The organism is Comamonadaceae bacterium OTU4NAUVB1 (genome assembly GCA_024372625.1).
Taxonomy (GTDB): Bacteria; Pseudomonadota; Gammaproteobacteria; order Burkholderiales; family Burkholderiaceae_C; genus Variovorax.
On sequence record CP099605.1, the window covers coordinates 2,467,303 to 2,480,625 of the forward strand.

General features: G+C 65.3%; 12 protein-coding genes, 1 pseudogene and 1 riboswitch. Of the genes and pseudogenes, 4 read left to right on the plus strand and 9 right to left on the minus strand.

Annotation, left to right across the window (positions count from 1 at the left end; translation table 11 throughout):
• Nucleotides 1–41 precede the first annotated feature (41 nt).
• From NF681_15010 to aceA, 9 genes and pseudogenes are all read right to left on the minus strand, one after another.
• Nucleotides 42–320, minus strand: a pseudogene (locus tag NF681_15010) (MerR family transcriptional regulator).
• A 65-nt stretch (nucleotides 321–385) separates the two neighbouring features.
• Nucleotides 386–781 carry an integration host factor subunit alpha gene (locus NF681_15015; GenBank protein UST53605.1) on the minus strand — a complete coding sequence of 132 codons (396 nt, stop codon included), beginning with the start codon at nucleotides 779–781 and terminating at the stop codon, nucleotides 386–388.
• Nucleotides 778–3,216 carry a phenylalanine--tRNA ligase subunit beta gene (gene pheT, locus NF681_15020; GenBank protein UST53606.1) on the minus strand — a complete coding sequence of 813 codons (2,439 nt, stop codon included), beginning with the start codon at nucleotides 3,214–3,216 and terminating at the stop codon, nucleotides 778–780. The genes NF681_15015 and pheT overlap by 4 nt, the downstream gene beginning before the upstream one ends.
• Nucleotides 3,217–3,268: 52 nt before the next feature.
• On the minus strand, nucleotides 3,269–4,345 hold the full coding sequence (pheS, locus tag NF681_15025) for a phenylalanine--tRNA ligase subunit alpha (GenBank protein UST55797.1): 1,077 nt from the start codon (nucleotides 4,343–4,345) through the stop codon (nucleotides 3,269–3,271).
• Nucleotides 4,346–4,455: 110 nt separating this feature from the next.
• The gene (gene rplT, locus NF681_15030; GenBank protein ID UST53607.1) at nucleotides 4,456–4,815 is read right to left on the minus strand and encodes a 50S ribosomal protein L20; all 360 of its coding nucleotides are present in this window, start codon (nucleotides 4,813–4,815) and stop codon (nucleotides 4,456–4,458) included.
• 24 nt (nucleotides 4,816–4,839) lie between these two features.
• Nucleotides 4,840–5,043, minus strand: coding sequence for a 50S ribosomal protein L35 (gene rpmI / locus NF681_15035; protein ID UST53608.1), 204 nt, complete (start codon nucleotides 5,041–5,043; stop codon nucleotides 4,840–4,842).
• 157 nt (nucleotides 5,044–5,200) lie between these two features.
• Nucleotides 5,201–5,812 (minus strand): translation initiation factor IF-3, encoded by a 612-nt coding sequence (gene infC / locus NF681_15040; protein ID UST55798.1) that lies wholly within the window; start codon nucleotides 5,810–5,812, stop codon nucleotides 5,201–5,203.
• 77 nt (nucleotides 5,813–5,889) lie between these two features.
• Nucleotides 5,890–7,797 (minus strand): threonine--tRNA ligase, encoded by a 1,908-nt coding sequence (gene thrS / locus NF681_15045; GenBank protein ID UST53609.1) that lies wholly within the window; start codon nucleotides 7,795–7,797, stop codon nucleotides 5,890–5,892.
• Nucleotides 7,798–8,039: 242 nt separating this feature from the next.
• The gene (gene aceA / locus NF681_15050) at nucleotides 8,040–9,359 is read right to left on the minus strand and encodes an isocitrate lyase (GenBank protein UST53610.1); all 1,320 of its coding nucleotides are present in this window, start codon (nucleotides 9,357–9,359) and stop codon (nucleotides 8,040–8,042) included.
• Between the two features lie 407 nt (nucleotides 9,360–9,766).
• Between aceA and NF681_15055 the strand changes: the two genes are divergently transcribed.
• The 4 genes from NF681_15055 to NF681_15070 all read left to right on the plus strand — a co-directional run bounded on the left by NF681_15055 (nucleotide 9,767) and on the right by NF681_15070 (nucleotide 13,320).
• Nucleotides 9,767–10,663, plus strand: a complete 897-nt coding sequence (locus NF681_15055; protein ID UST55799.1) for a DMT family transporter — start codon at nucleotides 9,767–9,769, stop codon at nucleotides 10,661–10,663.
• Nucleotides 10,664–10,856: 193 nt separating this feature from the next.
• Nucleotides 10,857–11,234, plus strand: coding sequence for an SWIB/MDM2 domain-containing protein (locus NF681_15060; protein ID UST53611.1), 378 nt, complete (start codon nucleotides 10,857–10,859; stop codon nucleotides 11,232–11,234).
• 178 nt (nucleotides 11,235–11,412) lie between these two features.
• Nucleotides 11,413–11,569: riboswitch (FMN riboswitch) on the plus strand.
• Between the two features lie 98 nt (nucleotides 11,570–11,667).
• Complete coding sequence (locus NF681_15065) at nucleotides 11,668–12,189, plus strand: 6,7-dimethyl-8-ribityllumazine synthase (protein UST53612.1); 522 nt, start codon at nucleotides 11,668–11,670, stop codon at nucleotides 12,187–12,189.
• Between the two features lie 72 nt (nucleotides 12,190–12,261).
• Entirely contained in the window at nucleotides 12,262–13,320 is a 1,059-nt protein-coding gene (locus NF681_15070; GenBank protein ID UST53613.1) for a metal-dependent hydrolase, read from the plus strand.
• Nucleotides 13,321–13,323 lie beyond the last annotated feature (3 nt).

Here is a 13,323-nt window from a genome sequence, read left to right on the forward strand (position 1 = left end):
TCGTCCTGAACCCGAACCGTCGTGACGCCTTCCACCACCGCCCTGCGTCGCTCGCGCTCGGACTGTGCCAGTTCCTGGAGCTTGTTGCGGGCGCCGCTGATCGTGAAACCCTGGTCGTACAACAAGTCGCGGATCCGCCGGATCATGAGCACTTCATGGTGCTGGTAGTAACGACGGTTGCCCCGACGCTTCATGGGGCGCAATTGCGTGAATTCCTGCTCCCAATAACGCAGCACGTGCGGCTTGACACCACACAACTCGCCGACCTCACCAATGGTGAAGTACCGCTTCGCAGGAATGGGTGGGAGCATTTTCTCCATTGAAATCAATACGGTGCAAGCCAAACCTCGAAGGTTACTCCACGCGCGTACGGCCGACCAAGCACTTATTCGGCACCCACCCGCCAGACCTCGACCTCGGTCACACCACCCTCCGACAGCCCCTCGTCGGGCCCGCCGCCATTCTGGATCTGTTCCTTGAGCTTGGCGCTGGCATGGAAGGTGGCCACCCGGCGCTCGCCGATCGGTATCGCTTCACCGGTGCGGGGATTGCGGCCTGGACGGGGCGCCTTCATGCGGATCTGGAAATTCCCGAAGCCGGAGATCTTGACGTCGGTTCCTTCGATCAGGCTGGTCGCGACCAGTTCGAAGAACGCTTCGATCATGTCCTTCGACTCGCGCTTGTTCAACCCGATCTGCTCGAACAGCAGTTCGGCGAGATGCGCCTTGGTCAGTGCGGGCGTTTCCAATGCTTCGAGCGTGAAATCCATGATCTTGTTCATCCTCGCTGTCGAGCGCCCAGGGTCGATGCCAGACGCTCGACGATGACGCGAACGGCCGGCTCGACCTGCTCGTCGCTCAGGGTGCCGTGGTCGGACTGGAAGCTGAGACGCACCGCCATGCTCTTGTCGCCCTGAGAAAGGCCGGGCGCACCGGAAGCGACGACATCGCGCAGCGGCTGAGGCCGATAGATGTCGAACAAGGCCGCATCGCGCAGCAGGCCCTGGGTCGGAGAATTTTCGATGACGTCCAGCAATGCCCGATGCGTGACCGCTTCGCCGACGACCACGGCGATGTCGCGCTCGACCGCCTGATGTTTGGGCACGGGCCGGGCCACCGGCACGGACCGCGCGGTGACCGCTTCCAGTTCGAGTTCGAACAACATCGGCGCCTGCGCGAATTCCCAGCTCTGGCGCCAGCGCGGATGCAGTTCGCCGACAACGCCGACGGCGCGGCCGTCCACGATCACGCGCGCCGCCCGGCCGGGATGCAGGGCCGGGTGCTCCACCGGCTCGAAGGTTGCCGAGCGCGGTGCGAGCAACGCCTCGACATCGCCCTTGACGTCGTAGAAATCGATCCGCCGTGGTTTGCCGTCCCAGCGCGAAGCGGCATCGTCGCCCCAGGCCAGGCCGGCCAGGCGCATCGGCTGATGGATGCCCTGCACGGTGGTGTCGGTCGTCGCGACGCTCGCGTCGCGCAGGAACACGCGGCCGAGTTCGAACACGCGCACGCCCGGCGCCTTGCGGTCGAGGTTGAACCGGAGCACCTGCAGCAGCGATCCGATGAGGGAGGAGCGCATCACGCTCATCGGGCTGGCGATCGGGTTGAGCAGTCTGATCGGATCGTCGTTGCCCGCGAGTTCGCGCTCCCAATGCGCCTCCACGAAACTGAAGTTGATCGTCTCCTGGTAGCCGAGGTCGGCCACGCGATGGCGCACGTCGAACCGTCCGCGCCGATCTTCCGGACGGATGCGCGCGGTGATGGGCGCGAGCGGCGCGGTCACGGGCAGGTTCTCGTAGCCGATCAGGCGAGCGACTTCCTCGATCAGGTCCTCCTCGATCTTCAGGTCGAAGCGATGCGGCGCGGGCGTGACGACGATGACACCGTCACCCTCCTCCATCGGCAGACCGAGCCGCCCAAGGACTTCCACGCACTGCGCCTGCGTGACCGGCATGCCGATGACACGGGCCGCGCGGGCCACGCGCAGGGTGACCGGCCTGGCCTCGGGCAGCCGCAGGACCCGATCGTCGACCGGCCCGGGCGAGCCGCCGCAGATGTCGACGATGAGGCGCGTGATGCGCTCGACGATCTCCACGGTACGGCTCGGGTCGACGCCGCGCTCGAAGCGATGACCGGCATCGGTCGAGAAATTGAAACGCCTCGCGCGGCCCTGGATCGCCTCGGGCCACCAGAAAGCGGCTTCGACATAGATGTGCCTGGTGGCATCGGACACCGCGGTGGCATCGCCGCCCATGATGCCGGCGAGCGACTCGACCCCGTGCGCGTCGGCGATCACGCCGACCTTTTCGTCGAGCGTCACGGTGCTGCCGTTGAGCAGTTTCAATTCCTCTCCCGCACGGCCCCATCGCACCGCGAGACCGCCCTGGATCTTGTCGAGGTCGAAGATGTGGGTCGGCTGGCCGTACTCGAACATCACGTAGTTCGAGATGTCCACCAGCGGCGACACGCTGCGCTGCCCGCAGCGCGCGAGCCGATCGACCATCCAGGCCGGCGTCTTCGCCGTCGTGTCGACGTCGCGCACGATGCGCCCGGAGAAGCGTCCGCAGAGTTCGGTCGCCTCGACGGCGACGGGCAGCGTGTCGGCCACCGTGGCCGGCACGACCGCGATGGCGGGCGTTTCCAGGGCGGCACCGGTCAGGGCCGACAGTTCGCGCGCGATGCCGTAGACGCTCAGGCCGTGGGCCAGATTGGGCGTCAGCTTGAGGGTCAACAGCGCATCGTCGAGGGCGAGCACGTCCCGCACGTCGGCGCCAAGCGGCGCGTCGGGTGCCAGCTCGAGCAGCCCCCCATGGTCTTCGCTGAGCTTCAGCTCGCGCGCCGAGCACAGCATGCCCTGGCTCTCCACGCCACGCAGTTTGCCGACCTTGATGAGGAAGGGCTTGCCGTCGTCCCCGGGCGGCAGCTCGGCCCCCACCAGCGCGCACGGCACCCTGATGCCGACGCGCGCGTTCGGCGCGCCGCAGACGATGTTGAGCGGCACGGCCTGGCCGACATCGACCTGGCACACGCGCAGACGGTCGGCATTGGGGTGCTGGACCGCTTCCTTGATCTCGCCGACGACGACGTGGCTGAAGGGCGGCGCCACGGGACGGCGCTCCTCGACCTCGAAGCCACCCATGGTGAGCGTCTCGGCCAGCTCGATGCCGGACAGCGGCGGGTTGCAGAACTCGCGCAACCAGGATTCGGGAAACTGCATTCGTTGTTCTTTCAGGAATCGATGGATGGCACGGAGGATCGGTGGTTCGGGGTCACTGGAATTGCGAAAGGAAGCGCAGGTCGCCGTCGAAGAACAGGCGCAGGTCGTTCACGCCGTAACGCAGCATCGTGAGGCGGTCCGGACCCATGCCGAAGGCGAACCCGATGTAGCGCTCCGGATCGAGTCCCATGTTTCGCACCACGTTGGGATGCACTTGGCCCGAGCCAGCCACCTCCAGCCAGCGCCCGGCCAGTGGTCCGCTCTGGAACTGGATGTCGATCTCCGCGCTCGGCTCGGTGAACGGAAAGAAGCTCGGCCGGAACCGCAGCACCAGGTCATCGCTCTCGAAGAAGGTGCGGCAGAAGTCCGTGAAGACGACCTTGAGGTCCTTGAAGCTCACGTTCTCGCCGAGCCAAAGCCCTTCGCACTGGTGGAACATGGGCGAATGGGTCGCGTCGCTGTCGACGCGGTAGGTGCGGCCCGGCGCGATCACGCGGATCTCGGGTGCTTTCACGGTCCCGGTCGGGTCCTGTGCCGCGGCCTCGAAGGCGGCCGCATGTTTCTTGACGTGCTGATGGGCATGGCGCACCTGCATCGGGCTGGTATGGGGACGCAGGTTGTAGGCGACGCCGTCCTCGCCCTGGATGTCGACATAGAACGTGTCCTGCATCGAGCGCGCCGGATGATTGGGCGGATTGTTCAACGAAGTGAAGCTGTGCCAGTCGCTCTCGATCTCCGGACCGTCGGCCACGTCGAAACCCATGCTGGAAAAAATGGCCTCGATGCGTTCCATGGTGCGGCTCACCGGATGCAGCCCGCCGCTCACGCGTCGCCGACCGGGCAGGGTCACGTCGAGGGCTTCGGCACGCAACTGGGTCTGCAATTCGAGATCGGCCAGTTGCTGGCGGCGCTCCGACAGCAGGGTCTCGATCGCCTGCTTGGCGACATTGATCGCCGCGCCACGGGCCTTCTTCTCGTCGACCGGCAACTGCGCCATGCCCTTCATCAGCTCGGTGATGCGGCCGGCCTTGCCGATGAAGCGCGCCTTGGCGTTTTCGAGATCGGCCGGCAACGCGGCATCGGTGAAGGCGACTCGCGCGGTCTCGACCAGGGAATCCAGCTCGTTCATGAAGTTCTTCGAGGGAGAAAATAAAAAAGGGCTGGAGCTCTTTTCAAGCGCCAGCCCTCGTGCCGTGAGCGCGACGAACGGCCCGCAGGCCGTCGATCGACAGGCAAAAATCAAGCTGCCAGCTTGGCCTTGACCTGGTCCACGATGCCGGCAAAAGCGGCCTTGTCATGCACGGCGATATCGGCGAGGACCTTGCGGTCGATCTCGATGCCAGCCTTGCGAATGCCGTTGGCGAACTGGCTGTAGGTCAGACCCAGTTCACGCGAAGCCGCATTGATGCGCGCGATCCACAGTTGGCGGAACACGCGCTTCTTGGTGCGGCGATCACGGTAGGCATACTGGCCAGCCTTCATCACCGCCTGTTTGGCGATGCGGAAGACGTTGCCACGGCGACCGCGGAAACCCTTGGCGAGCTTGAGAACTTTCTTGTGGCGGGCGCGAGCCGTTACACCACGTTTGACGCGAGGCATGTGTTTGCTCCTTGTTCGTCTGAATTAAATGCCCATGCCGGGCAGCATCGCGGCCATCGAAACCATGTTGGTCTCGTGGACGGTCACCGCACCGCGCAGATGGCGCTTGTTCTTGGTGGTCTTCTTGGTCAGGATGTGACGCTTGAAGGCTTGACCGCGCTTGACGGTGCCACCGGGACGAACGCGAAAGCGTTTCTTCGCGCTGCTCTTGGTCTTCATTTTGGGCATGTGAATGCTCCTTTAATTTGTGCTCGTGAGGCGCCGCAGATGATCCGCGGACTTGTTGGCCCCGAGACACTTCTTCTTTCGCATGGGTCATGCGCCGAGGCATGAACCACTCGAAACCTTCCAAAACTCTGAAGGCATCACGCCTTCGCTCGATCCGTCAAACCGTCGCGGGTGACGAACTCGCGGATTCGTTCGCCGGCTTGGCAGCCCCGGCCTTCTTGCGACCCGGCGCGATCATCATGATCATCTGGCGCCCTTCCAGCTTGGGAAACTGCTCGACCATGATGGTGTCGCCCAACTCGTCGCGGATGCGTTGCAGCAGCGCCAGACCAAGCTCCTGGTGCGTGATCTCCCGGCCGCGAAATCGCAGCGTGATCTTGCACTTGTCGCCCTCTTCAAGAAAACGCCTGATATTGCGCATCTTGATGTTGTAGTCGCCATCATCGGTGCCAGGACGGAACTTGATTTCCTTGACCTCGACGATCTTCTGCTTGGACTTGGCCTCGGCCGCCTTCTTCTGCTCGTGGTACTTGAACTTTCCGTACTCGATGAGGCGGCACACCGGCGGATTGGCCGCCGCAACGACTTCCACCAAGTCGACGTCCTGGTCCCCGGCCAAACGAAGGGCCTCCATGAGACTCACGACGCCCAACGGCTCGTTCTCGGGCCCGATCAGGCGAACTTCCGGGGCCATGATTTCCCGGTTAAGGCGGTGTTGGCGTTCCTCGCGGTGGCGGCGGTCGCGAAATGCAGTAGCGATGGTCAGGATCCTTCAAACAGTTTGCAGTCGAAATGACCGCGATCGCCGTGAAGATTGCGCCCACAAGCCGTTTTTCAATCGAAAAGTCAGCGCTTGTGTTGGATGTCGTCTGCGTTCTTCTGCAAGAACGCCTCGATCGACATGGCACCGAGGTCAACATTGCCCCGGGCGCGCACTGCGACGGCCCCTGCTTCCTTTTCCTTGTCGCCCACGACAATGATGTAAGGAAGCTTTTGCAACGAATGCTTGCGTATTTTATACGTTATCTTTTCGTTGTGCAGGTCGAGCTGTACCCTAAGCCCTTGATTCTGCAGCGTTTTAGCCACGGATGCTGCGTATTCAGCCTGTCCTTCGCTGATGTTGAGCACAGCGACCTGCACGGGTGCCAGCCAGGAAGGCAAGGCACCGGCGTGGTGCTCGATCAGCATGCCGATGAACCGCTCCAGGCTGCCAACGATGGCGCGATGCAGCATGACGGGGTGAGCCCGACCGCTGGACTCCGTCACGTATTCGCCACCCAGGCGCTCGGCCATGTTGAAGTCGACCTGCATGGTGCCGCATTGCCACTGACGGCCGATGGCATCCCTGAGCGTGTACTCGATCTTGGGGCCGTAGAACGCGCCATCGCCCGGGGCGATGACGAAATCGACACCCGATCGGCGCAGCGCCTCCATGACGGCATGCTCGGCCTTGTCCCAGAGGGCGTCCGATCCGATGCGGTTGTCCGGCCGCGTGGCGACCTTGTACAGAATGTCGGTGAAGCCGAAGTCTGCGTACACCTTCTGCAGTTGCGCGGTGTAGTTCACGCACTCCTCCAGGATCTGGTCCTCGGTGCAGAAGATGTGACCGTCGTCCTGCGTGAAACCGCGCACCCGCATGATGCCGTGCAGCGCGCCGCTGGGCTCGTTGCGGTGGCACTGGCCGAACTCGCCGTAGCGCAGCGGCAGGTCGCGATAGCTGCGAAGGTCCGACTTGAAGATCAGCACGTGGCCCGGGCAGTTCATCGGCTTGAGCGCGTATTCGCGTTTCTCCGATTCCGTGACGAACATGTTGTCGCGGTAGTTCTGCCAGTGGCCCGTCTTCTCCCACAGGGTCTTGTCGAGGATCTGGGGGCCCTTGACCTCCTGGTAGCCGGTGTCCTTGTAGACCTGGCGCATGTACTGCTCGACCGCCTGCCACAGCGCCCATCCCTTCGGATGCCAGAAGACGACGCCCGGCGCGACCTCGTCGATGTGGAACAGATCGAGTTCCTTGCCCAGGCGACGATGGTCGCGCTTCTCGGCCTCCTCGATGCGCTGGACGTACTGGTCGAGCTGCTTCTTGTCGGCCCAAGCGGTGCCGTAGATGCGCTGGAGCTGTTCGTTCCTGGCGTCGCCACGCCAATAGGCGCCGGCGAGCTTGGTGAGCTTGAACACCTTCAGGAAGCGCGTGTTCGGCACGTGCGGGCCACGGCACATGTCGACGTACTCCTGGTGGTAGTAGAGGCCCATCGCCGTCTCGTCGGGCATGTCCTCGACCAGACGGATCTTGTAGTCCTCGCCACGTGCCGCGAACACCTCCAGGACCTCGGCGCGCGGCGTGACCTTCTTCACCACGTCGTAGTCCTGCGCGATCAGCGCCTTCATGCGCTCCTCGATCGCCGTCACGTCCTCGGGCGTGAAGGGGCGCTCGTACGAGATGTCGTAGTAAAAGCCTTCGTCGATCACCGGCCCGATGACCATCTTGGCCGTCGGATAGAGCTGCTTCACCGCATGGCCGACCAGGTGCGCCGTCGAATGCCGGATGATCTCCAGCCCCTCGTCGTCCCTGGGCGTGATGATCTGCAGCCGGGCATCGTGGTCGATGATGTCGCTGGCGTCGACCAGCTTGCCGTCGAGCTTGCCGGCCACCGTCATCTTGGCGAGGCCGGGCCCGATCGACCGGGCGACGTCGACGACCGAAACCGGGCCGGGATACTCGCGCTGCGAGTTGTCGGGAAGCGTGATTTGAATCATGTGAAACCTTGAGCCTGGAAAAAACAAAAAAGCGCGGTGGTGACCGCGCTTTGCTGGTGGACTGACGGCGATGCGCCGACGTGCGCGGTTCTACCGGCGCGTTTCCTCGATGGGAGCGCCGTGGCGTGCGTCGGACGTAGTTCGCGGTGTCATAACCAGGATGCCTTTCTCGCTCTTGTTGCTGTGGGCGGAGCCGGGGATTCTATCCGCCCGCCCCGCCCTGGCAGCCCGGGGTTCCTCGATCAGTGGAACTGCTCTTCCTCGGTCGAACCGGTCAGGGCCGTCACGCTCGACTTGCCGCCCTGGATCACGGTGGTGACTTCATCGAAGTAGCCGGTGCCGACTTCCTGCTGGTGCGACACGAACGTGTAGCCACGGTCGCGGGCCGCGAATTCGGGCTCCTGGACTTTCTCGACATAGGCAGACATGCCGCGCGCGGCGTAATCCTGTGCCAGGTCGAACATGTTGAACCACATCGAATGGATGCCGGCCAACGTGATGAACTGGTACTTGTAGCCCATGGCACCGAGTTCGCGCTGGAACTTGGCGATGGTCGCGTCGTCGAGGTTCTTCTTCCAGTTGAACGACGGCGAGCAGTTGTACGCCAGCATCTTGCCCGGATGCACCTTGTGCACGGCCTCGGCGAACTTGCGGGCGAACTCCAGGTCGGGAGTGCCGGTCTCGCACCACACCAGGTCGGCGTAGTGGGCATACGCGACGGCGCGGCTGATGGCCTGGTCCATGCCCTTCTTCGTGCGATAGAAGCCCTCGGCCGTGCGCTCGCCGGTGATGAAGGGCTTGTCGTTCTCGTCGTAGTCGCTGGTGATCAGGTCAGCGGCTTCGGCGTCGGTGCGGGCGATGACCAGCGTCGGCGTGCCGCAGACGTCGGCGGCCATGCGCGCGGCGATCAGCTTCTGCACCGCCTCGGTCGTCGGCACCAGGACCTTGCCGCCCATGTGGCCGCATTTCTTGACCGACGCGAGCTGGTCCTCGAAATGCACGCCGCCGGCGCCGGCCTTGATCATGGCCTTCATCAACTCGAAGGCGTTGAGCACGCCGCCGAAGCCGGCTTCGGCGTCCGCCACGATCGGCGCGAAGTAGTCGATGTAGCCCGCGTCGCCCGGGTTGGTGCCCTTGGACCACTGGATCTCGTCGGCACGGCGGAACGTGTTGTTGATGCGCTCGACCACCGTGGGCACCGAATCGACCGGGTAGAGGGACTGGTCGGGATACATCGATGCGTAGCTGTTGTTGTCGGCGGCGACCTGCCAGCCCGACAGGTAGATCGCCTTGATGCCGGCCTTGACCTGCTGCATCGCCTGGCCGCCGGTCAGGGCGCCCAGGCAGTTCACGTACGGCTCGTCGTGCACGAGGTCCCAGAGCTTTTCGGCGCCGCGGCGCGCGAGCGTGTGCTCGATGGGGAAGGAGCCGCGCAGGCGGACCACCTCGGCGGCGGTGTAGCCGCGCTTGATGCCTTTCCAGCGGGGGTTGGTCGCCCAATCCTTTTCGAGGGCGGCAATCTGTTGTTCACGGCTGAGTTGTTCGGTCAGGGTCTGGGGCATGGTCACTCCGTAAGGTGGTTGATCGAGGGTCGGGTGGCATCGAGCCGCATTCGGCCGCGTTGCCATGACATGACTTTAACGCCTTTGACTTGTCTTATGTCTTATATAAGACTTATTTTTTCTTCATTAAAAACAATGGTTTGCGAGACAATTTTTTCAATGTGAAAACAGATGTCTCATATTGAGAAAATATACCGCACCGCAGCAATCCTCTTTTTCACGATGCGAAGTGGCTTTCCGACTGTGAAAAAGCCCGCTGTCCGAGATGCAGCCACCGTTCCCGGGCGCCGCTCCGGCATCATCGACCGCCCTGCCGCATCGGACGCCTACCCGGCCCCCCACCCCCCTTGACTTCCCTCGCTCGCACTTCCGGCCGTTGGGTCGCCTATGGCTGCCTCGCCCTGAGCATGTCGCTCGTGGGCACCTACGTCGCGCTGTCGAAGCCGCTGGTCGCGGCCTTTCCGGTCCTGCTGCTGGCGTGGCTGCGCTTCGGCATCGCCGCCCTCGCCATGCCGCATTGGCTGCGCCGTCCCGCGAACGAACCCCCCATGGATGGCCGCACGCGCGGCCTGGTGTTCCTCGAGTCGTTCTTCGGCAACTTCCTGTTCTCGGTGTGCATGCTGTTCGGCGTGAGCCTGACGAGCGCCGTGTCGGCCGGCGTGATCATGGCGTCGATACCCGCCGCCGTCGCCATGGCGAGCTTCGTCTTCCTGCACGAACGCATCACGTGGCGCACGGCGCTGGCGGTCGGTTGCGCGGCCGTCGGCATCGCGCTGCTGGCCTGGGTGCCTGCGGCGCCGACAACGCCGACAACGCCCCTGGGAAACGGCGAAGGCACGCGGTCCACGCTGCCGTGGCTGGGCAACGCGCTGGTGTTCGGCGCGGTCCTTTGCGAGGCCGCCTATGTGGTCATCGGGAAGTCGCTCACCGGCCGCATGGGCGTGAAGCGGATTTCATCGCTCATCAACCTCTGGGGCTTCGCGCTGTCGACGCCTTTCGGCCTGTGGCTGGCATGGCGTTTCGATTTCGGCGCCATCGCCGGCGTGACCTGGCTGCTGCTGGTGTTCTACGCCCTGGCCGCGAGCATCTGGACCGTGTGGCTCTGGATGACCGGCCTGGCCGAGGTACCCGCCTCGCAGGCCGGCGTGTTCGCGGTCCTGCTGCCCATCGGCGCGGCGTCGGTGGGCGTGCTCGCGCTCGACGAGAAACTGTCCATCGGGCAGTTGCTGGCCTTCGCGGTGGCCCTGCTCGGAATCATTCTGGCGACCTGGCCGCGCCGCGATGCCGCGGGCGCGTCGCGCTGACGCGGGGGGTTCCGCGGCACCTCGAACGCAAGGGAAGACGGACGTTCCGTCGACGCTCGGAAAAAAAGCAACAGCCCGGTGAAAAGTCCCTTTTTCCCTTGGAAACGTGTTTCTTCTCCTTTAGCATCCGACCTTCCAGTGGAGACCCGATTTTTCATTGGTGAGACCTCCAAATCCAACAAGGAAATCAACCATGGCAACTGCAAAGAAGGCTCCGGCCAAGAAGACCGAGGCACCGAAGGCCGCGGCACCCGCCAAGAAGACGGCCGCGCCCGCAAAGACGGCCGCAGCCGGCAAGAGCGCCGCCGCGCCGGCCAAGAAGCGCACGCCCAATGCCGCCTTCATGAAGGAACTGACGCCCAGCGCGGAACTCGCGGCCGTGGTCGGCTCGACGCCCCTGCCGCGCACCGCGGTGGTCAGCAAGCTGTGGGACTACATCAAGAAGAACAACCTGCAGGACAAGGACAACAAGCGCAACATCAACGCCGACGACAAGCTCAAGGCCATCTTCGGCAAGTCGCAGGTGTCGATGTTCGAACTCGCCGCGCTGATCGGCAAGCACGTGAAGTAAGCGAGCCGTGTCGCCAGCGAGCGCCCGATGCTCGCGACACCTGGAAGGAAAACCGGCTCGGCCGGTTTTTTTTCGCCTGCACGATCCCGCAGGACGCCACGGGTCGTAGCACCGGCGACAAGGCACGGCACCGGGTCCTGCCTAGAATCGCTCCCGCTCCGGTCAGGCCGGAGCATCCAAGCGTTCTCAGGGCGGGGCGGAAATCCCCACCGGCGGTGATGGCGACTCGTTCGCACGAGCCCGCGAGCGCCCGCCACGCCCCGCGCGTGGCGGGGTCAGCAGACCCGGTGCGATTCCGGGGCCGACGGTCACAGTCCGGATGAAAGAGAGCGCGAACCCGTGGCCCCCATGCATTTCCATGCAGGAGCGGCTGCGGGCTTCGTGCGCCCTGATTCAGGAAAACCCGCTTCCTTGCGGAAGCACGAGGCCCACCATGAGTCAGATCAACGACCTTCCCCGTTCCGCCATTCCCACGACCGGCGACGCCGGCACGCGACGCGTCGCCTTCGTCCAGGCGCAATGGCATGCCGACATCGTCCACCAGGCGCGCGACGCCTTCCTCGCCGAGATGGCGCGCCAGGGCTTCCCGGACGGGCAGGTCGACGTCATCGACGTGCCGGGCGCCTTCGAGATCCCGCTGCATGCCCGGCGCCTCGCGCTGTCGGGCCGCTACGCCGCCATCGTCGGCTGCGCGCTGGTGGTCGACGGCGGCATCTACCGCCACGAGTTCGTCGCCGCCACGGTGGTGGACGCGCTGATGTCGGTGCAGCTGCACACGGACGTGCCGGTGCTGTCCGCGGTGCTCACGCCGCATCATTTCCACGAGCACGTGGAGCATCGCAAGTACTTCCACCAGCACTTCGCGGTGAAGGGCACTGAGGTGGCCGACGCCTGCATGAAGACGATGGCCAGCCTGAACGCGATCGAAGCCCTGCGGACGCCCGTCGCGGCCTGACACCGGCGGGTCTGCGCGCCCGCGCGACGCAGCCCGGGCGTCCGCCGCCGGGTGGCGGCTAGCATCGCCCGCATGGATTCCCTGACCCAGATCGTGCTCGGCGGCGCCGTGGCCGCCGCCATCGCCCCGGCGCGTCACCACCGCGCCGCCCTCCTCGCCGGCGCCGCGCTGGGCACGCTGCCCGACCTCGACGGGCTGCTGATGAAGCCGTTCACCAACGACCCGGTGACCCTGATGACGATGCACCGCAGCTTCAGCCATTCGCTGCTGGTGCTGCCCCTCGTCGGCGCGCTGGTCTGGTGGCTGTCCAGGCGCCGCGGCCGGCGCGTGGCCGAGGCGCCGGGGCGCTGGTTCTGGGCCATCCAGCTCGCGCTGATCACGCACCCGCTGCTGGACGCCTTCACGGTCTACGGCACGCAGCTCTGGTGGCCACTGCCGACACCGCCGGTGTCGTGGTCGAGCGTCTTCATCATCGACCCGGCCTACACGCTGTGGCTGCTGGCCGCCTGCATCGGAGCCTGGTGGGCCGCGGGCGATGCCCGCACGCGCCGACCCCGGGCGATGCGCCGGGCGCAGCACGCGCTCGTGGGCGCGCTGGCGATCAGCAGCGCCTACCTGGGATGGTCGCTGCTGGCGCGGCACGCGGTCGAGCGCGAGGCCGATCGCGCGCTGGCGGCCATGGGCCTGGCCGACGCGCCGCGCCTGGCGGGACCGACCGCGTTCAACACCCTGCTCTGGCGCGTCGTCGCGATGACGCCGACGGGTTACCTCGAAGGCGAGCGCTCGCTGGTCGCCGACCATGGCCCCATGACGTTCCGCGCCCATGCGTCGGACGTGCGGGCATTGGCCGACGCGCGCGACGTGCCGGCGGTGCGGCGTCTCTCGTGGTTCAACGGCGGCTTCATGCGCGCGCAGCAGACCCCCGGCGGCGTGCTGGTGCTGTCGGACCTGCGCATGGGCCAGGAACCGAGCTACACCTTCCAGTTCGAGGTGGCACGCCGCGAAGGGGACGGCCCCTGGCGCGCGATCCCACCCCGCCAGCAGCCCTGGAAGGCGCCGCTCGACGGCCTGGGCGCGCTTTGGCGGCGCATCTGGAACGAACCCGCGCGCACCGGCGGCGCGGCGCGCTGAACG